This window comes from Nitrosomonas sp. Nm58 (genome assembly GCF_900107335.1).
GTDB lineage: Bacteria > Pseudomonadota > Gammaproteobacteria > Burkholderiales > Nitrosomonadaceae > Nitrosomonas.
On record NZ_FNPQ01000013.1, the window covers coordinates 28,891 to 48,533 of the forward strand.

Sequence of the window (19,643 nt, forward strand, 5' to 3'; positions counted from 1 at the left end):
AAACTAATACTTGCCTGTTGATGGAATACAAAACTGTTTAATAACTGACAATTAATATTTTATAACATAGATGGAAAAACTTTATTTATTGGTTCCGCTGGCACCACTGCTGGGTGCGATAATTGCGGGACTATTCGGTCGTTTTATAGGGACAACCTGGAGTCATCGAACAACGATCTTATTGGTTTTCATATCTCTAATCACTTCTTTGGTTATTTTTGTCGATGTTTTCCAGGGAAATATCTATAACGGTACTGTATATACCTGGATGGCTCTGGGGGAAACTCACTTCGAGGTTGGTTTCTTGATCGATCCACTTTCAGCGACCATGATGGTGGTGGTGAATTTAGTATCGTTAATGGTTCATATTTACACTATCGGCTATATGCATGGCGATCCTGGTTATCAGCGATTTTTTAGCTATATTTCGCTGTTTACTTTTTCCATGTTGATGCTGGTCATGTCCAATAATTTCTTACAGCTATTCTTCGGCTGGGAAGCAGTAGGGCTTGTTTCCTACTTACTTATTGGTTTTTGGTATACCCGACCAACAGCAATTTATGCCAACATGAAAGCTTTTTTAGTCAACCGAGTGGGTGATTTCGGGTTTTTATTGGGCATTGGACTAGTTCTTGCGTATTTTGGGACGCTCGATTATGAAATCGTTTTTGCCCATGCGGATTATATGGCTTCGCACACTATTGAGATCATACCGGGACAATCCTGGATGTTGTTGACAGTCATATGTCTTTTATTATTCGTTGGCGCTATGGGAAAATCTGCTCAGTTTCCTTTACATGTGTGGTTGCCTGATTCAATGGAAGGCCCTACACCGATATCTGCTTTAATCCATGCCGCCACAATGGTAACTGCCGGTATCTTTATGGTTGCTCGTATGTCGCCTTTGTTTGAATTATCTGAAACGGTACTTTCAACGATCTTGGTAATAGGGGGTATTACTACCTTATTTATGGCGTTGGTTGCCGTGGTGCAAAATGACATTAAACGAGTTGTTGCTTTTTCCACATTATCACAGCTTGGCTATATGACTGTAGCATTAGGTGCATCGGCTTATTCTATCGCTATTTTCCACCTCATGACGCATGCTTTTTTTAAGGCAGTATTATTTCTTGGAGCTGGCTCAGTGATCATAGCCATGCATCATGAGCAAGATATGCGTAAAATGGGTGGATTAAAAAAATACATGCCGATTACATATTGGACGATGTTTATTGCTGCGTTGGCAAGCGCGGGCGTACCTGGTTTTTCAGGTTTTTTCTCTAAAGATGCGATTATTGAAGCAGCCAAATTTACTGATATTCCAGGCAGTGGATTCGCTTATTTTTGTGTATTAGCCACAGTGTTTGTTACCGCGCTGTATACATTCCGATTAATGTTCATGACGTTTCATGGTGAGGCACGGATGGATGATCATACGCGAGACCACTTACATGAATCGCCATGGGTTGTGACGGTGCCACTCATCATACTTGCAGTCCCTACAATTGCTGCTGGCTGGATGATCGGAACGATGGTGTTTGGTGATTATTTTGGTGGAGCTATTCAGATACATCCGGAACATGGAGCAATTGCAAACTTAGAAGCGGAATTTACAGGTGTCGTAGGCATGATGTTGCATGCGTTCTCAACAGTGCCTTTCTGGCTTTCGTTAGGTGGAATCTTCACTGCTTGGTATTTATATTTATATAAAACTGAATTACCTGGGAAAATCAAGAAATTATCAGGCCCTATCTACATCCTGCTTGACCGCAAATATTATATTGATGAGTTTTATTCATGGGCATTTGCAGGGGGTACTAGGATGTTAGGTACTGCCTTGTGGAAAATTGGTGATGTCAAAATCATTGATGGTATTTTTGTCAATGGCACTGCTAGCGCTGTTGCCTGGATAGCGGCAGTAGCGCGGAAATTTCAATCTGGTTACATTTATCATTATGCCTTTACCATGATTGTAGGTATTTTTATTTTAATGAGCTTGTGGCTTTTCTATTTCTGAGAAGAATTGATTGAGAAAAGAATATAAAGTACCAGATGGTAGGCCTTCATGGTGCTCTAAAAAAACAAAAACGCATTTACATGTAAACGAATTGGAATAATCATGTTGTTTGGATTCCCGCTATTAAGTTTAGTTATCTGGTTGCCTATTTTCTTTGGTTTAATCGTTCTGGCAATTGGCAATGATCGTAATTCATTATTGCCACGCTGGCTCTCACTGATTGGATCAATAATCGGATTGATGGTGGCTCTTCCACTTTATGCACGCTTTGATCCTACTTTAAGTACGATGCAATTCGTCGAGCAATATATTTGGTTTGAACGATTGAATGTTCACTATCATGTAGGTATTGATGGTATATCCATGCCATTGATTCTACTGAATTGTTTTGTTACACCATTAATCGTAATAGCCGGATGGGAAGTCATACGTGAACGCGTCTCCCAGTACTTAGGCGCATTCCTGATCATGTCAGGTATTGTTAATGGTGTATTCGCTTCATTGGATGCTGTACTTTTCTATACTTTCTGGGAAGCTTCACTGATTCCCATGTTCATCATCATCGGTGTCTGGGGTGGTCCAAATAGAGTGTATGCTGCAATCAAATTCTTTTTATACACACTACTTGGCTCACTTTTGATGTTGATTGCCCTGATTTACCTATATCACGTCTCCGATGGCAGTTTCTCAATACTAGAGTATCATCAACTGCCACTTCCGATGACGCCACAAATACTCATATTTGTTGCCTTCTTGCTAGCATTTGCGGTTAAGGTGCCGATGTGGCCAGTACATACTTGGTTGCCGGACGCGCACGTTGAAGCGCCTACGGGTGGTTCAGTCGTCTTGGCTGCGATATTGTTGAAACTAGGTGGTTATGGTTTCTTGAGATTTTCTTTACCGATTGCGCCTGATGCGAGCCTGTATCTTGCCGATTTGATGATTCTGCTGTCTTTGATTGCGGTTGTATATATTGGTTTGGTGGCTTTGGTGCAACAAGATATGAAAAAGCTTATAGCTTATTCATCGGTATCTCATATGGGATTTGTAACACTTGGTTTTTTTCTGATAAATTCCCTCGGAATAGAAGGTGCCATGGTACAGATGATTTCACATGGATTTATTTCCGGCGCGATGTTTTTATGCGTGGGCGTGCTGTACGATAGATTGCATTCACGCCAGATTGCTGATTATGGTGGTGTAGTTAATAAAATGCCTGTTTTTGCTGCCTTGTTCATGCTGTTTGCCATGGCTAATGCTGGTTTGCCAGGCACTAGTGGCTTCGTAGGAGAGTTCATGGTTATTATGGGCACTATTGAAGTTAACTTCTGGTATGCATTTTTTGCTGCAATGACACTTATTTTGGGAGCATCTTATACACTATGGATGTATAAGCGTGTCATATTTGGTGCTGTAGCAAATTCCAATGTAGAAGGATTAGAAGATATTTCCAAACGTGAATTTATGTTGTTGGCAATTCTCGCATTTGCGGTGTTATGGCTGGGGGTTTATCCGTTTCCCTTGACTGAGATAATGCATGCTACCGTTGATAATTTGCTGCTACATATGACACATAGCAAGCTATAACAAACTTTTTAATAATATATTAGATTAACTCCCCAGAAACTGAGGACAATTAATGGATTTTCTGCAGCCTGATTTTACTCCTGCGTACCCAGAGATGTTTTTACTGGTAATGGTCTGTGTAGTTATGCTTGTTGATTTGATTGTGGGAGAGAAGAGACGTTATTTTGCCTTTTTTCTGGCACAATCCGCGTTGATCGGTTGTGCAGTACTCACATTTACTACTTTCTCGCCAGATATTAGACATACCTTCTCGGGTATGTTTGTTGATGATGCGATGTCGGATATACTCAAATTGATGGTTTATGCAACTGTAGCTGCCGTGCTGATCTATTCACGTACTTATATCGGTGTACGAGGCATGTTCAAAGGTGAATTTTTTAGCCTTGCCTTATTTGCAACACTCGGCATGATGGTCATGATTTCAGCCAGTCATTTTATGACTCTCTATTTGGGATTAGAGCTGCTATCACTTTCTCTTTACGCAATGGTGGCTTTGCAGCGGGAATCAACGGTCGCTACCGAAGCTGCTATGAAATTCTTTGTGTTGGGTGCGCTGGCTTCTGGTTTTCTGCTTTATGGCATGTCCATGGTTTATGGCGCTACAGGAACCTTGCATACTGCACAGCTATCCGAGATTATTCAATCAGGCATGATTGATCATGCAGTATTGGTAGTAGGCTTAGTATTTATCGTCGCAGGAATCAGCTTTAAGCTAAGTGCAGCTCCTTTTCATATGTGGGCGCCAGATGTTTATCAGGGTGCGCCTACCGCGGTGACACTTTTTGTGGGTTCTGCTCCAAAATTGGCAGCATTTGGATTCGTTATGCGATTGTTGGTAGATGGACTGGGTGAGATGGTAGCTGATTGGCAGGGCATGCTAGTCATCCTATCAGTAGCGTCTATGGCTATTGGTAATGTAGTGGCTATCGTGCAATCCAATATTAAACGTATGTTGGCCTATTCAACCATATCGCATATGGGCTTTGTGTTGCTCGGCTTTATTGCAGCTGGAGAAGATGGTTATAGCTCATCGCTATTTTATATTGCCGCTTATGTGTTAATGACACTAGGCGCTTTTGGCATCATCATGATACTTGCACGAGAAGGCTTTGAGTCTGAGAATATTAGTGATTTCAAAGGATTGAATCAACGTAATCCTTGGCTTGCGCTGATCATGATGTTCTTGATGCTTTCCATGGCAGGTATTCCGCCGATGATTGGCTTTTATGCGAAATTATCCGTACTGCAAGCTGTATTAAGTGCCGGCTATATATGGTTGACTGTCGTGGCTGTAATGCTTTCGTTAATTGGCGCATTTTATTATTTACGTATCATTAAGTTTATGTATTTCGATGCTCCTGAAAGCGATATGCCCATTTTGCCTGGAATGGATATCAAAGTCCTGATCAGCATTAATGGCTTGGCAGTGATCATGTTGGGTATTTTTCCTCAAACGCTCATGGGGCTCAGCCTTTACGCCATACGGCAGTCGATGTAGATTGTTGCTGAAACTCTGGCATGATTTGAAGTAGCAACGGTACTCCAAGGTTAACCTCTTCAATTTCAATTTCTCGTTTCCTGAGATGAAAGGTTAACTAAAACTAGTAGATTGAGTGAGAAGATGAGAAAGGAAAGTACTTCGCCACAAATGCGGCAAAGTACTTTAATTGCTAAAATTCTATTTGCTAGAGATTTCTTTCTTTTTACGGTATGGAATAGCTGATTCGATAAATGGCTCCAGCTTGATCGTCAGAAACTAATAGTGCACCATCGGGCATCACGAGCACATCCACAGGTCTACCCCAGGCGTTACCATTTTCTAACCAGCCATCCGCAAATACTTCTTTTTTAATTACCTTATTATTTTCAATGTGTACACGTTTCAGCTGATAACCACTATGTGTTCGCTGATTCGATGAACCATGTTCAGCAATGATTATTTGGTTTTTGTATTCCAATGGAAACATGTTACCCGTATAAAATCGCATTCCCAACGGAGTGGCGTGTGCATCTAATTCAATGACGGGTGGGACTGATCGATCACAACCGCGCTTTGCTCCAAATTTAGGATCAAGGATACTGCTGGCATGACAATAGGGAAAACCAAAATGCATGCCCTTATGGGGCGCATGATTAAGCTCATCGGGTGGCATATTATCGCTCATCCAATCCCGGCCTATATCCGTAAACCACAACTCTTTTGTTTCAGGATGCCAGTCGAATCCAACGGAATTGCGTACGCCCTGAGCATAGATTTCATAATTCGTTCCATCAGGTTTGATACGAGAAATGAGTGCATAATGTGATTGGTCCGCTTCACAAGCATCACAAGGAGCGCCTACGGAAACGTAGAGTAAATCATCAGGACCAAAGGCAATAAAACGCCATCCATGAAAGGTTTCCCTAGGGTAACTATCGATCACAACTTGAGGTTGAGGTGGTTGATCAAGATTTTCTTCGATATGGCCATAATGAAGAATACGGTTTACTGCTGAAACATACAAAGAGCCGTGATGGAATGCTACACCCGAAGGCAGTTTAAGCTTGCTGGCAATGACTCTAACGCGTCGTTTTCCATTATGATCCGTGATAGCATAAACATTGCCAGCAGAATTGGAGCCAGCGAATACGGTTCCTTTATCACCCAATGTTAAAGTGCGTACGTCAGGTACTCTCGCCCATAAGCTGATGGAAAAACCAGGCGGTAATTTGATTTTTTCAAGGGGTAAATTCTCGTCTTGTGCAGCGGCTTGTGTTCCATTACAAAAAACAAGAAGAAATAGAGTGAAGAATAACAATAATTTCATAACTTAAGTTATTACGATAGTTTTTATCTATAAGTGGTTTATATAGATCATGGAAAAAATTTAAGGAATTATCAATGACTATGCACTTTTATATGAGTGACTTGAAATTTATTAATTCATCCCCACAATGTTACCGCATTTTTTAAGGAGAAAACTATGCAGGCTGCAATAAACAAAGAACATATGAGTTTTCAAGCTGAAGCTAAACAGCTTCTAAAGCTAATGATCCATTCCTTATACAGCAATAAGGAAATATTTCTACGTGAGTTGATTTCTAATGCCTCAGATGCTGCTGACAAGCTACGCTTCGAAGGGCTAACAGATGCTGCTTTGTATGAAAACGATACAGAATTGAAAATTCGTATTAGCTATGACAAGGAGGCGCGCACGATTACTATTTCTGATAATGGTATTGGCATGTCTAGGCAGGAAGTCATCGATAATATTGGTACGATTGCCAAATCGGGAACCCGTGAATTTTTTAATTCATTAACTGGCGATCAAGCCAAAGATGCACATTTGATCGGGCAGTTTGGAGTGGGTTTCTATTCTGCGTTCATCGTAGCAGATAAAGTGACACTGATTACACGGCGTGCTGGCTTGACATCTGAGCATGGAGTTTGCTGGGAATCGACTGGTGAGGGAGATTACACGCTGGAAACAGTAGAGAAAAAAGATCGTGGTACTCAAATTATTCTGCATTTACGAGAAAATGAAGATGAGTTGTCGAGCGGTTTTCGATTGAAATCGATCATTCGCCGATATTCTGACCATATCACTTTACCGATTGTGATGAAAAAGGAGGAATGGTCGCAAGAAAGCAATGAATATAAGATTACCGATGAAGATGAAACCATCAATCAGGCAAGTGCGTTATGGGCGCGTTCTAAAAGTGAAATTACGCAAGAACAGTATGAAGAATTTTATAAACATGTAGCCCACGATTTTGAGCCACCGCTGGCCTATGTTCATTCAAAGGTAGAAGGAAAGCAGGAATACACGCAGTTACTTTACATTCCCTCGCGTGCGCCATTTGATTTATATGATCGCGAACGCCGTCATGGCATCAAATTGTATGTTAAGCGCGTTTTCATCATGGATGATGCGGAAAAATTACTCCCCAATTATCTGCGTTTTGTTCGTGGGGTCATCGATTCGAATGATTTGCCGCTGAATGTTTCGCGTGAAATCCTGCAGGAATCAAAGGATATTGACAATATCCGGGCGGGATCAGTGAAAAAAATCCTAGGGTTGATCGAGGATCTGGCCAGCAGCGATAAAGAAGAAGATCGTGAGAAATTCAAGACATTCTGGAAGGAATTCGGACAGGTATTGAAGGAAGGGGTTGGCGAAGATTATACCAATCGTGAGCGTATCGCCAAGCTGCTTCATTTCGTTTCGACGCATAGTGAAACTGACGAGCAAACAGTATCCTTTGATGATTATATCGCTCGTATGAAAGAAGGGCAGGAAAAAATTTATTATGTAACTGCCGATAGCCTGAAAGCAGCGAGAAGCAGTCCCCATCTGGAGATATTCCGCAAAAAAGGGATTGAGGTCCTGCTGCTGTCTGAACGAGTGGATGAATGGCTAGTAACCAATTTGTCAGAATTTGCAGGTAAGGCACTTCAATCGGTTGCAAAAGGTAGCCTCGATCTCGGCAAACTAGAAGACGAAGCAGAAAAAAAAGAACAAGATAAAGAAGTAGATGAGTACAAGGAGCTCATCACGAAAATGAAAGAGGTGTTGGGTGAACGCATCAAGGATGTACGGATTACCTTCCGTTTGACCGAATCTCCTGCATGTTTAGTGGTGGATACTTATGACATGAGCGGTAATCTGGAACGGTTGCTTAAATCTGCGGGGCAGAAGGTGCCCAATACCAAACCCATTTTAGAAATCAATCCATACCATCCGATGGTACAGCGCCTAAAATACGAAGAAGCAAAATTCTCAGATTGGAGCAATATTCTCTTTGATCAGGCATTGCTTGCTGAGGGTGGGCAACTCGAGGATCCAGCAGCTTTTGTCAAAAGACTGAATGATTTGCTCTTGCAGAACATACTGAATGGAAAATAACGAAAGAGATACAGAACGGATGGTCGGAGGACATGATTCTGTTGTTAGTCCTCCACTGGCTATCAGAGGTTTGGGCGTGTGAATTGAAGTGGAGGAACGAATGAGTAGTAAGTCAAAGGTAAGCTCGGAATCCAGGTTAACCAAGGATTACCAGGCAAGATTGGTCACTCCTTTTGCTGTATTGGGTATACGTACGGAAGAAGATTGGCTAACCGATATCGATTATCTGCCGTTGGATATTCCTCCACTTGCGCCGACCAACCTACTCGCAGAAGAGGTTTGCCGGCAATTGCTAGCCTATCTGGATGACCCCGCGTTTGTTTTTGATCTATTGCTTCATATCGGTGGTACATCGCATCAACAGCGGGTATGGCAAGCTATTCAGCAAATTCCTAGCGGATCGACGCGCAGCTATGCGGATATTGCTCACCAACTCCATTCAGCACCACGCGCAGTGGGTCAGGCGTGCGGTGCCAACCGACTTCCCATTATCGTTCCTTGTCATCGTGTCATCGCCAAGAACGGTGGCCTAGGGGGGTTCATGCATGCGAGCGATGGCATGCCGCTCAATATCAAACGCTGGCTGCTCAAGCATGAATGTACATGAATCCATCCGATATCAATGCGAAATTATTGGATGAGTTCACCGATACGCTGTGGCTTGAAGACGGATTATCTCGTAACACGCTGGCAAGTTATCGCAATGACTTGTGGCAACTGGGTGAATGGTTAGCTAAGCAAAGCCAAGGTGCAAGATCGCTAATAGAAGCAACCCATGCTGATTTGTTGGCATTCCTTGCCAACAGGGTTTCTTCCTTGGCCAAGGCCAGCACGACGAGTCGCGAATTATCAAGTATGAAACGGTTTTATCGTTTCTTGTTGCGCCAGGGGAAAATTCGGCTTGATCCCAGCCTCAATATCAATAGCCCCAAACTGCCACGTTATCTGCCCGAGAGCTTAACTGAAACAGAAGTCGAGGCATTGCTCAGTGCGCCAGATATTGTCCAACCATTGGGCTTGCGAGACCGCGCAATGCTGGAGATGCTTTATGCAACGGGACTGCGAGTATCAGAGCTCGTCAGCCTCAAGGTCACTCAAATCAGCTCGGATATGGGCGTAGTGCGTGTGATGGGTAAAGGAAGTAAAGAACGCCTGGTCCCTCTCGGAGAAGAAGCGCTTTATTGGATCAATGATTATGTCAAGAAGGCTCGTCCTGCTCTACTGGGTAACAAAGCGACAGATAAATTATTCGTGACCGCCCGCAGCGATTCCATGACACGCCAGACGTTCTGGTATCTCATCAAACGCCATGCACAACAGGCCGGTATCATCAGATCGTTATCACCCCATACCTTGCGCCATGCCTTTGCAACCCATCTTCTCAATCACGGTGCCGATCTGCGAGTCGTGCAGCTCTTGCTGGGGCATGCAGATATTTCTACTACGCAGATTTATACCCACGTCGCACGGGAAAGGCTAAAGCAACTGCACGCTAAACATCATCCTCGAGGCTAGTCAGTTTAGAGGGCGCACAACCAACGATAACGTATTGTATCAGCAACTTGTGTAATATCATGCAAAGTCACTGTTTTGTAGCGATTACACCCCGCGGCTCTCGAATTAACTTCTTTTGGCTATCAACAGAAAAACGGCAGTTCCAGCCAGCAGTAAAAAAGAAATCAGCGACCAATCTGGAATGGTGAGCGATAGAAACTGCCAGCTGACATCTGCACAGTCGCCATTGGCTTCGAACATACCGGGCCACCACTCGGCGATAGGTAATGCATTCAGAAAAGCTTCTTCAGGGCTGATACCACATTCAAAGGATTCGGGATAACGTATCAGCCAAGCATGCCGTCCAGCGACAGTGGCACCAAGCAATGCAAAAATGAGCATCAGACTGCTATATACGCTATGCCCGGTTTTTTGGGGATTGTGCAGGAAAGCAAATAGTGCAGTCAATCCCAGAAACCAATAAGCGATTCGCTGCGCTACACACAGTGGGCATGGCAATAGCCCTTCTACCCCTTGCAGATACAGCGCATAGCCAATCAAACCGGCGCAGCCAAGAAAAATCAACAAAAAGATCGCTCGCATACTTCTCTCTTTTACTTGTGTTCTCAATAAATTAGGTAAGTACAGTTAATAAGCAGAGGTAGGAGATTACTTTTCTAAGATATAACCGTACCTGATTGTATGGCATCATCTGCTTTTTTCCGATCCTTCCGCATGCTGCCTGCAACCATTTTATATTCGAGCAAGCGGCATTCCAATGCACCATTAAATAAGGGAATACGACGTGATACAGTGAGTCGTATGGATTTGGGTAACATTGGGTCGGCTGTAAAAATATAAGCATTCCAGCCACTAAATTTCTTTTTTAGCACATCGCCTAGTTTGGGATAAAGCTGTGCAAGCGTTTTTTGCTCACCAATACGTACGCCATAAGGCGGGTTAGTCACGATGATGCCGCTTGCAGTTGGGGCAGTGATTTCCAATACATTGGCTTGCTTCAGACTAACGACATCGATTAATCCTGCAGCAGCCAGATTGTTGCGGGCGTGGGCGAGGGCATAGCCGTATAAATCGCTACCGAAAATGGGTTGGGGTGTGAGCGGTGATTGTTGAGCCTGAGCTGCTTCTTGCTTGAGGTGCTCCCATAATGCAGCATCCAATAGTTTGAAATTTTCAAATGCAAAATGCCGACCCGATCCTGGTGCGATACGACAGGCCATTTGGGCTGCTTCCATTAAAAATGTACCACCGCCACACATCGGGTCAAGCAGTGGAATGCCGGGTTGCCAGCCAGCAAGATGTAAAATGCCTGCCGCCAGATTCTCACGTAAGGGCGCTTCCCCGGCGTTCTTTCTTAAACCGCGTTTAAACAGCGCATCACCCGAGGTATCCAGATAGAGGGTAAATGTTTGCGCATCAAGAAAACCATGAATACGGATTGCGGGGTTGACGGTATCAACATTCGGGCGTTGACCGCAAGCGTTACGGAATTTGTCACAAATGGCATCCTTGATTCTGAGCGTGGCGAAATCCAGGCTACGCAGCGGGCATTTTATCGCAGCCAAATTGACCCGAATAGACAATTCCGGTCCAAACCATTTATGCCACGGGAGCCCATGGGTGATGTTATAAATATCAGTTTCATTATGGTAGTGTTGACTGGCAACTTGCCATAGGATACGGCTTGCGATACGGCTTTCCAGATTGGCGCGATAACCGATGCGCCAATCCCCTTGGAACGCAACCCCGCCTTGCGACGTTTGAATGGCTGTTGCGTTGAGTTGTGCGAGCTCAGTGGCGAGAACAGATTCAAGTCCTCGTGGGCAAGGCGCAAAGAAATGCTGAGACTTCATGTAATAAACCGATTAGATTGTATCGTGTTTTCTTATTTCCCTGTCCATGCCGCATAGGCGAACAGTAGCCAGGCGCTCATGTAGGATAGACCACCCAGCGGCGCGATCATACCGAGCCCACGTATTCCAGTGAGGCTTACAATGTAGAGTGTGCCTGAAAATAACACTATTCCTGCAAACATGACCCAACCTGACAGCTTCAACAGCCGCGAGTGCGGGAAATTGAGCAATACCAATCCGATCAGGATCAGCCCCAGTGCATGATAAAAGTGATATTGCACGCCCGTTTGGAAGGTGGCGAGCATGTCAGTGGCTAGTTTGTGTTTCAAACCATGGGCACCCACAGCCCCGAGGAGGACGCATAAAAATGCATTGATTGTACCGAGCGTGAAAAAGATTCTGGGCATTATCGATTAAATTCCTTTTAAATTGCGAATAAATGAGAGTAAGGTGATTTTTGTGGTAAAGCAAGACTGCCACAGTCTGCATCACTGTTGCAAAAATGTCTATAAAGACCTATTTTCCTGTGTCAGTCACTTTAGCTTGAGCCCAGCCTTGAGCAAAAGTAACTCGAATATCATCACCTGAGTGAATCCGTTCCGAGTCGCGCAGGATTTGCCCATCAGCTGTATAAGTGATGCTATAGCCCCGCGCTAGCACCGATTGCGGATTGAGATGCGTAAGATGTGCCTGTTGATGCTGAAGATTATTTTTCAGAATTTCGAGACGCTGCGCGGCAGTGCGACGTAATCGGAGCGCCATGTCATATTGCTGTTTGAGCAGGAAAGGAATATGGGGCGTGCTGGCGTGTAGGCGTCGATTAAATTCACTTAACTGCCAGCGGCATGCTTCTGTACGCCTTAGCCCGGCATTGGAAAGCCTTTCTCGCAAGTGTTGGAGGTGTTTCAGTTGATTAAGGACACGTTCGCCAGGATGTAGCAGGCGGTGCGCATGTAAATCGATCATTTGCATGCGCCGTTCAATGCCACGTTGCATTCCATGCTGCATGCGAAGGCTTAAATGGCGCAGGTGATTGGAGATTTCTTGAGCATTGGGAGAGACAATTTGTGCGGCGCCTGTAGGGGTGGGTGCGCGAATATCAGCGACAAAATCGGCAATAGTGAAGTCGGTTTCATGCCCAATACCTGTTACGATAGGAATTGAGCAAGCATAGATGGCTTGCGCGACCATTTCCTCGTTGAATGCCCATAGGTCTTCAATTGATCCGCCACCACGGCAAAGTATCAACACATCACATTCCGCTCGTTTCACGGCTAACTGGATCGCAGTAGCTATTTTGGCTGCGGCACCCTCTCCTTGCACGGGCGCAGGATAAATAATCACCGGTAATGAAGGCATGCGGCGGTGCAAGGTGGTTAACACATCACGTAGTGCAGCAGTATTGAGAGAGGTAATGATACCGACTTGCCTGGGGAAACCAGGAAGTGCCTTTTTGTGAGCTGGATCAAATAATCCAGCTTGCTCCAGTTTGGCCTTAAGACGTTCAAATGCTTCATAGAGTAGTCCTAGTCCGGCACGACGAATGTTCTCAACGGTCAGCTGGAATTCACCGCGCGCTTCATAAAGTGTTGCCAAAGCGTGAACCTCTACTTGCATGCCATCTTTGGGTTGCCAGCTCAGATACTGATTTTTGTGATGGAACATGACACAGCGTACTTGGGCGTTTGTATCCTTAAGAGAAAAGTACCAGTGACCAGAAGGGTATTGCTTAAGATTGGAAATTTCACCACATATCCATAGTAGCGGCAGGGTATGCTCTAGTATCTCCCTCGCACAGCGGTTTAATTCGGTGACGCTTAATACTGACTGAAAGCTAATAGGCTGAAAGGAAAAATTCATGCAACGATTCTACAATAATCCACATTTTTTCTGATCATTCTTTAGCATACTAAAAATCTCCATGAAAACAGTGTCATAATATAACATATTGTTATTAAATATTTTTTATTAAGACCAAGAATTAGGCAGGTTAGAAAATAATGTTTTAATAAGGCTACTTATTCGCTATATCCATAGTTTATTCACAAACTTATCCACAGAAATTGTGAACAAGAAAAGCTGCTGCACTTTCTTGCCGAAAATACATTGACACGCTACATTACAGCCTGATTTGCATCTATATTTTGACAATATTGAGCAATCGAACTGATCGTTTAATATCCTCGTGTTTTTCGCAAGCTATCGGATCTATTGAACAAAGTATTCTGCAATTGCAGAATAGATTAAATGCCACTATCTATCTGGGAGAATAACGCGTGTTTTCAATCATTCAAGCCGCCGGTTGGCCGATATGGCCAATCATTTTTGCTTCCATCGTCGCCGTTGCCATTATCGGTGAGCGCTTATGGAGTCTTCGACAGAGTAAGGTTGCTCCACGGGATTTGCTGCCAAGAGTGTTACAGGAATATCGTAGAACGGGAATAAGCGCTGAAATGCTGTCGCGCCTGCAGAACAACTCACCGTTGGGGCGTATTTTGGTAGCGGGGCTCAGGAATGTTGGCAGCTCACGTGAAATTATGAAAGAGTCCATTGAAGAAGTGGGCCGTGGAGTGGCACATGAGCTTGATCGTTATCTTACGACATTGGGAACGATTGCTTCCTTGAGTCCATTAATGGGGTTATTCGGAACGCTCATTGGTATGATCGAAATTTTTGGTTCCAATGCGCCCACAGGGAGTAATCCGGCACAACTTGCCCATGGTATATCTATAGCGTTGTATAATGCTGCGTTTGGCATACTTGTGGCGATACCGAGCATAATCTTTTACCGGCATTTTCGTGCCAAAGTAGATGCTCTAGTTATGGAAATGGAATTGCAAGCTTTAAAATTGGTTGAGATCGTCCACGGTGAGCGACAAATTTAAACAAGGCAAGACATGATATAGGCTAAATTCAGTCGTTGTGATTACAGCCAAAGCGGAAATTTGGCCAAGCTTTCTTTACTGCTTCTGTTTTGTCATGAAAGTTGCACTATTTTGTCTAGTATCTGATTTAAAGGAGTTGTTTTGTCAAATCGTGGTTGTTCCCTTGTTACTGGGGGAGGAGGCTTTATTGGGACGCATCTAGTGAGGCAATTGCTGGAACAAGGCGAAGCAGTGAAAGTATTAGAGCTTGCAGATGTATCTCTACCAAGTGATGTGGAAGTGATACAAGGCTCTGTGAACGATGCCGATAGGGTACGCCGTGCCCTAAAAGGTGTGCAGCGCCTCTATCACCTGGCAGCAAATCCGAATTTATGGGCGCAAGACAAGCGTTTGTTCAAGCAGGTGAATTACGAAGGGACGTGTACTGTATTGTCAGAAGCGGCGCGAGCAGATCTGGAAGTGGTGGTATATACTTCTACCGAGTCGATTCTGACTGGCAGGCGCCAAGGAGATCGCCCTATTGATTCATCGGTCATGCGAGAACTGAATGAAATGCCTGGCCCTTATTGCCGTTCAAAATTTCTTGCGGAGCAAGCAGCTTTCAAGGCTGCAAAGGGTGGATTGCCGGTAGTGATCGTTTCTCCGACATTACCGATAGGCCCTGGAGATCGTAGGATTACTCCCCCCACACGCATGATTCTAGATTTTCTAAACTGTAAAATACCAGCCTATCTCGATTGTAAATTTAATATGGTGGATGTACGGGATGTCGCCAGAGGGCATATTCTGGCAGCTCAGCATGGACGTCCAGGAGAGCGTTATATTCTGGGCAATGAGAATCTGACTTTGGGCAATTTGCTGCTAATGATTGAGGAGATCACTGGCTTAGCCATGCCAAAATTCCGCATTCCTCACTGGCTAGCCTTAATTGTGGGAGTGCTTTCTGAATTGACCGCTGACTATATCACTCGTAAACCTCCCCAGGCGCCATTGACAGGTGTCAGACTCGCAGCACGTTCCATGGTTTTTGAGAGCGATAAAGCCGTGCAAGAATTGGGTTTCAAGCAAACCCCAATACGCCAGGCGCTGGTCGACCAAATTGAATGGCTGGTTAAAGAAGGGTACGTGACGCGTTCCTTACCGCAACAACTAAAATAGTTGATAATCCATGCTTATCGAATTCTGTTTCGTTTTTTCTGCAAGGTATTTAAATGGCTGCTATCCAGGTCATATACTTTAGTAAGATAAAAATCTATTTCTGGATATGAGACAAAGTCATTTTGCAGTTATATTGCTATATTTCCTGATTATTCTCTGTACAGGCTGCGCTTCTACGCCAAAGAACGAGTACGGTATGGATGCGGGTGATCCTTATGAATCCACTAATCGTAAATCCTATTGGTTTACAGATGTGATTGACCGGAATATTTTAGAGCCTGTGGCAGATGTTTATCTCGAGCATGTTCCTCATGCCATACAACGTCCTATTGGGAATTTTTATCGAAACCTTGCTTATCCTAATGTGGCATTGAATGCTTTTCTACAGGGAAAAGTACGTCAGGGGTTTGAAGACAGTCTACGCTTTGTGATCAATTCAACCATTGGCTTATTTGGACTTGCTGATATGGCAGGCCATATGGGCTTTAAGGAAAATAACGAGGATTTCGGGCAGACATTGGCTGTTTGGGGTCTAAGCAGTGGTTCTTATATTTTTATCCCTGTTTATGGGCCAAGTAATCGTCGCGATATAGCGGATTTGCCGGTTAGTTTCTTCGCTGATGCATTGTTTTTTGCAAGTTATGTGATCAGTGGACCTGCCCTGGTTCCTCTTCTTTTTTTGAGAGTGGTGGACAAACGGGCAAGACTTTCAGGGCCCATGAAAATTCGTGATCAATCGGCTTTGGATCCCTATTTGTTTGTCCGCGAGGGTTATTTGCAGCAACGTGAATTTTTGATTCATGATGGTAACCCTCCTTCTGGTCGCTATAATGATCTTCTCCTTGAAGAGGAGGATGAAGAGATAGGGGATAATAATGCTAAATAAATCAGTTTCATGAGTGATTTATTGTCGCGCTCAATACTATTTCGTTATTCTCAACCGGATATCTGAGTTTTGTATTTAAACCGAATAGCAGAAAAGAATTTCTTATAAAATGAATATATTTCAATATGTTGAATATAGGTTCTAATATCTATGTCTAGAATGTCACAACAAATCTTTGACTTTATCAGTATAAAAAAGACAGCTTTGATAGGTCAATGGTTGAAATCAAGCAATACAACTGTAGACGGAATTAATACATCAAGGTTGAGTAATACAATCTCTTCAGCACGCAACACACTGCTTGCTTTACAAAAAAAAGATGGTCACTGGTGTTTTCCCTTGGAAGCAGATTGTACGATTCCCGCCGAATATATCCTGATGATGCATTTCATGGATGAAGTGGATGTCACTTTGGAAAACAAACTGGCTCGCTTCATTCGTGAACAACAAGATATGACACATGGTGGCTGGCCACTTTATTATGGTGGCGCATTTGATCAAAGCTGCAGCGTCAAGGCCTATTATGCATTGAAGCTTGTCGGAGATTCTCCCGAAGCACCGCATATGGTACGTGCCCAGTCTGCTATTCTGACACATGGCGGGGCAGCACGCGCCAATGTATTTACCCGATTAATGCTCGCCATGTATGGCCAGATTCCCTGGCGTGGTGTTCCATTCGTTCCCGCAGAGATCATTTTGTTTCCGCGCTGGTTTCCTTTTCATCTCAGTAAAGTGGCGTACTGGTCGCGTACCGTCATGATCCCGCTTTCTATTCTGTGTTCTTTGAAAGCCAAGGCAGCTAATCCAAGGAATATTCATGTCCAGGAATTATTTACGGTGCCACCTGAAGAGGAACAGAACTATTTTCCAGTCCGTACTCCGCTTAATCGGTTGCTTTTGTGTTTAGAGCGTTTTGGCTCGAAACTTGAACCCCTGATTCCATCCTTTATACGGAAAAAGGCTTTATATCTTGCAGAACAGTGGATGATCGAGCGGCTCAACGGAGTATGTGGTCTGGGAGCAATTTTTCCTGCCATGGTTAACGCCTATGAGGCGCTGGCGCTGCTTGGCTACGATTATGATCATCCTTATCGCCAGCAATGCCGCTTGGCGCTTCAGGGCTTGCTGGTGGATGAAGGTGAGCGCGCATGGTGCCAACCTTGCACTTCGCCAGTTTGGGACACCGTTTTGACCTGTCTTGCCTTACAGGAAGATCGAGACGCAGACCAGCAGCCCATTCGACGCGCTCTTGATTGGCTCATTCCTAATCAAATACTCGATGCACCCGGAGACTGGCGCGAGAGCCGTCCGGATTTGCCAGGTGGTGGCTGGGCATTTCAGTATGCTAACCCGCATTACCCGGATCTGGATGATACTGCGGCAGTAGCCTGGGCGTTACATCAGGCTGATCACGTTGACTATCAGGTAAGTAAGACGCGTGCGGCAGAGTGGTTGGCGGGCATGCAATCAAGTAATGGTGGATTTGCCGCTTTCGACATTGATAATACTTATTATTATCTGAACGAAGTTCCTTTTGCTGATCACGGTGCTTTGCTTGATCCTCCTTCCAGTGATGTGACCGCTCGCTGTAGCGGTTTTCTGGCCATGCATGGCGATCAACGGCATAAGCAAGTAGTAGAGCGCGGACTGGCCTATTTATTTAGAGAACAGGAACCCAATGGCGCCTGGTTTGGGCGATGGGGAAGCAATTATATTTATGGCACCTGGTCTGTGCTGGAAGCCATGCGACTCGCCAGCGTCGATATGGAGCATCTGGCTATACGCCGCGCGGTTCAGTGGTTGAAATCCGTTCAACGTGATGATGGTGGCTGGGGTGAAACTAATGACACGTATTTAGATCCCGAGCGAGCCGGACAGTTCGAACAGAGCACTTCGTTCCAGACTGCGTGGGCATTACTCGGACTGATGGCTGCCGGAGAAGTACGCAGTGATGCAGTGCAGAAAGGGATTAAATATTTGATGGAGATACAGAGCGCTGATGGATTATGGTATGAACCATGGTTTACGGCACCAGGCTTTCCACGGGTGTTTTATCTGAAATATCATGGTTATTCAAAATATTTCCCGCTGTGGGCGTTGATACGATATCGTGCGCTGACTGGGGAGCAAACTTAGTGAGTCTGGTAGGTATTGTCACCGCAATGCGCTTGGAAGCGAAATGTATCACGCCGCGCAGGTTACCTTTCAACGAAATGGTGCACCTTAGAGAAGGTACCGCAATCTGGGTATGTGGTATGGGAAACGATGCCGCCCGGCAAGCAGCAGCTGGGCTGCGCGATAGAGGCGTATCGGCGCTCATGAGCTTTGGTGTAGCTGGCGCGCTGGATGAAACCTTGCGCCCCGGCGACCTTGTCCTCCCTGAACGCATTCATGCGGAATATTTGCATCCTGTCGCCTTGGAATGGCGTGCACGCATCATGCATCATCTGCCTAAGCATGTGAAGGTTGCTGGAGGCACATTGGCTACCAGTCATCAGGTCTTGACTTCGGAAGCCGAGAAACGGGAGTTTTCTGCAAAAAATGGTGCGTGCGCGGTCGATATGGAAAGTGGGGCTATTGCCGAGATCGCGGCCAATGCGGGTATTCCATTTGTAGCGGTGCGTGCCATTACTGATCCCGTCGAATTTTCACCGCCACCGACCTTATTGGGTGCGGTCTATCCTGATGGTAGTGTCAATACGCTGCATTTGCTGACTTTGCTCCTTCGCCGGTCTGTTAATGTAACTACTTTGCTGCGTCTTGCCCCGAGCATGCGTGCGGCCTGTGCCACGCTTCTGTCAGTGGTAAAGCATGCTGATACCGAGCTGGGTGGCGCATTCTCGCCTCAATATTGAT

16 protein-coding genes are annotated in these 19,643 nt (G+C 44.7%); 11 read left to right on the plus strand and 5 right to left on the minus strand.

The features are described from left to right. The first annotated feature begins 70 nt into the window (after positions 1-70). The 3 genes from nuoL (at position 71) to nuoN (ending at position 5,102) form a co-directional block, all read left to right on the plus strand. On the plus strand, positions 71-2,017 hold the full coding sequence (gene nuoL, locus BLW34_RS06945) for an NADH-quinone oxidoreductase subunit L (RefSeq protein ID WP_090542551.1): 1,947 nt from the start codon (positions 71-73) through the stop codon (positions 2,015-2,017). A 102-nt stretch (positions 2,018-2,119) separates the two neighbouring features. Then, positions 2,120-3,604 (plus strand): NADH-quinone oxidoreductase subunit M, encoded by a 1,485-nt coding sequence (locus BLW34_RS06950; RefSeq protein WP_090577403.1) that lies wholly within the window; start codon positions 2,120-2,122, stop codon positions 3,602-3,604. Between the two features lie 52 nt (positions 3,605-3,656). Beyond that, positions 3,657-5,102: an NADH-quinone oxidoreductase subunit NuoN gene (nuoN, locus tag BLW34_RS06955; RefSeq protein WP_090577406.1), complete on the plus strand. Its 1,446-nt coding sequence runs from the start codon at positions 3,657-3,659 to the stop codon at positions 5,100-5,102. Between the two features lie 205 nt (positions 5,103-5,307). Here the strand turns inward: nuoN and BLW34_RS06960 are convergent, their stop codons facing one another. Next, entirely contained in the window at positions 5,308-6,411 is a 1,104-nt protein-coding gene (locus tag BLW34_RS06960) for a PQQ-dependent sugar dehydrogenase (RefSeq protein WP_090577409.1), read from the minus strand. A 156-nt stretch (positions 6,412-6,567) separates the two neighbouring features. Here BLW34_RS06960 and htpG point away from each other — a divergent pair, with 156 nt between their 5' ends. The 3 genes from htpG to xerD all read left to right on the plus strand — a co-directional run bounded on the left by htpG (position 6,568) and on the right by xerD (position 10,005). Continuing rightward, complete coding sequence (htpG, locus tag BLW34_RS06965; RefSeq protein ID WP_090577412.1) at positions 6,568-8,490, plus strand: molecular chaperone HtpG; 1,923 nt, start codon at positions 6,568-6,570, stop codon at positions 8,488-8,490. Between the two features lie 100 nt (positions 8,491-8,590). Beyond that, on the plus strand, positions 8,591-9,097 hold the full coding sequence (locus BLW34_RS06970; protein WP_090577415.1) for a methylated-DNA--[protein]-cysteine S-methyltransferase: 507 nt from the start codon (positions 8,591-8,593) through the stop codon (positions 9,095-9,097). Continuing rightward, positions 9,094-10,005, plus strand: a complete 912-nt coding sequence (gene xerD, locus BLW34_RS06975) for a site-specific tyrosine recombinase XerD (RefSeq protein ID WP_090577418.1) — start codon at positions 9,094-9,096, stop codon at positions 10,003-10,005. The genes BLW34_RS06970 and xerD overlap by 4 nt, the downstream gene beginning before the upstream one ends. Positions 10,006-10,110: 105 nt before the next feature. On the opposite strand, the gene BLW34_RS06980 is transcribed toward xerD, so the two are convergent. The 4 genes from BLW34_RS06980 to xseA form a co-directional block, all read right to left on the minus strand. After that, the gene (locus tag BLW34_RS06980; RefSeq protein ID WP_090577421.1) at positions 10,111-10,587 is read right to left on the minus strand and encodes a disulfide bond formation protein B; all 477 of its coding nucleotides are present in this window, start codon (positions 10,585-10,587) and stop codon (positions 10,111-10,113) included. Between the two features lie 74 nt (positions 10,588-10,661). After that, on the minus strand, positions 10,662-11,858 hold the full coding sequence (locus BLW34_RS06985; RefSeq protein WP_090577425.1) for a THUMP domain-containing class I SAM-dependent RNA methyltransferase: 1,197 nt from the start codon (positions 11,856-11,858) through the stop codon (positions 10,662-10,664). Positions 11,859-11,890: 32 nt separating this feature from the next. Then, positions 11,891-12,265: a DUF423 domain-containing protein gene (locus tag BLW34_RS06990; RefSeq protein WP_090577428.1), complete on the minus strand. Its 375-nt coding sequence runs from the start codon at positions 12,263-12,265 to the stop codon at positions 11,891-11,893. A 109-nt stretch (positions 12,266-12,374) separates the two neighbouring features. Further along, the gene (gene xseA, locus BLW34_RS06995; RefSeq protein WP_090577431.1) at positions 12,375-13,718 is read right to left on the minus strand and encodes an exodeoxyribonuclease VII large subunit; all 1,344 of its coding nucleotides are present in this window, start codon (positions 13,716-13,718) and stop codon (positions 12,375-12,377) included. 416 nt (positions 13,719-14,134) lie between these two features. Here xseA and BLW34_RS07000 point away from each other — a divergent pair, with 416 nt between their 5' ends. The 5 genes from BLW34_RS07000 to BLW34_RS07020 all read left to right on the plus strand — a co-directional run bounded on the left by BLW34_RS07000 (position 14,135) and on the right by BLW34_RS07020 (position 19,642). After that, positions 14,135-14,743 carry a MotA/TolQ/ExbB proton channel family protein gene (locus tag BLW34_RS07000; RefSeq protein ID WP_090542529.1) on the plus strand — a complete coding sequence of 203 codons (609 nt, stop codon included), beginning with the start codon at positions 14,135-14,137 and terminating at the stop codon, positions 14,741-14,743. Between the two features lie 141 nt (positions 14,744-14,884). Continuing rightward, positions 14,885-15,901, plus strand: coding sequence for a hopanoid-associated sugar epimerase (hpnA, locus tag BLW34_RS07005; protein ID WP_090577434.1), 1,017 nt, complete (start codon positions 14,885-14,887; stop codon positions 15,899-15,901). A gap of 196 nt (positions 15,902-16,097) precedes the next feature. Further along, positions 16,098-16,787 carry an MlaA family lipoprotein gene (locus BLW34_RS07010; RefSeq protein WP_256203652.1) on the plus strand — a complete coding sequence of 230 codons (690 nt, stop codon included), beginning with the start codon at positions 16,098-16,100 and terminating at the stop codon, positions 16,785-16,787. 159 nt (positions 16,788-16,946) lie between these two features. After that, positions 16,947-18,923, plus strand: a complete 1,977-nt coding sequence (shc, locus tag BLW34_RS07015; protein ID WP_090577440.1) for a squalene--hopene cyclase — start codon at positions 16,947-16,949, stop codon at positions 18,921-18,923. Next, positions 18,923-19,642 (plus strand): phosphorylase family protein, encoded by a 720-nt coding sequence (locus BLW34_RS07020; protein WP_090577443.1) that lies wholly within the window; start codon positions 18,923-18,925, stop codon positions 19,640-19,642. The genes shc and BLW34_RS07020 overlap by 1 nt, the downstream gene beginning before the upstream one ends. Position 19,643: the final 1 nt, after the last annotated feature.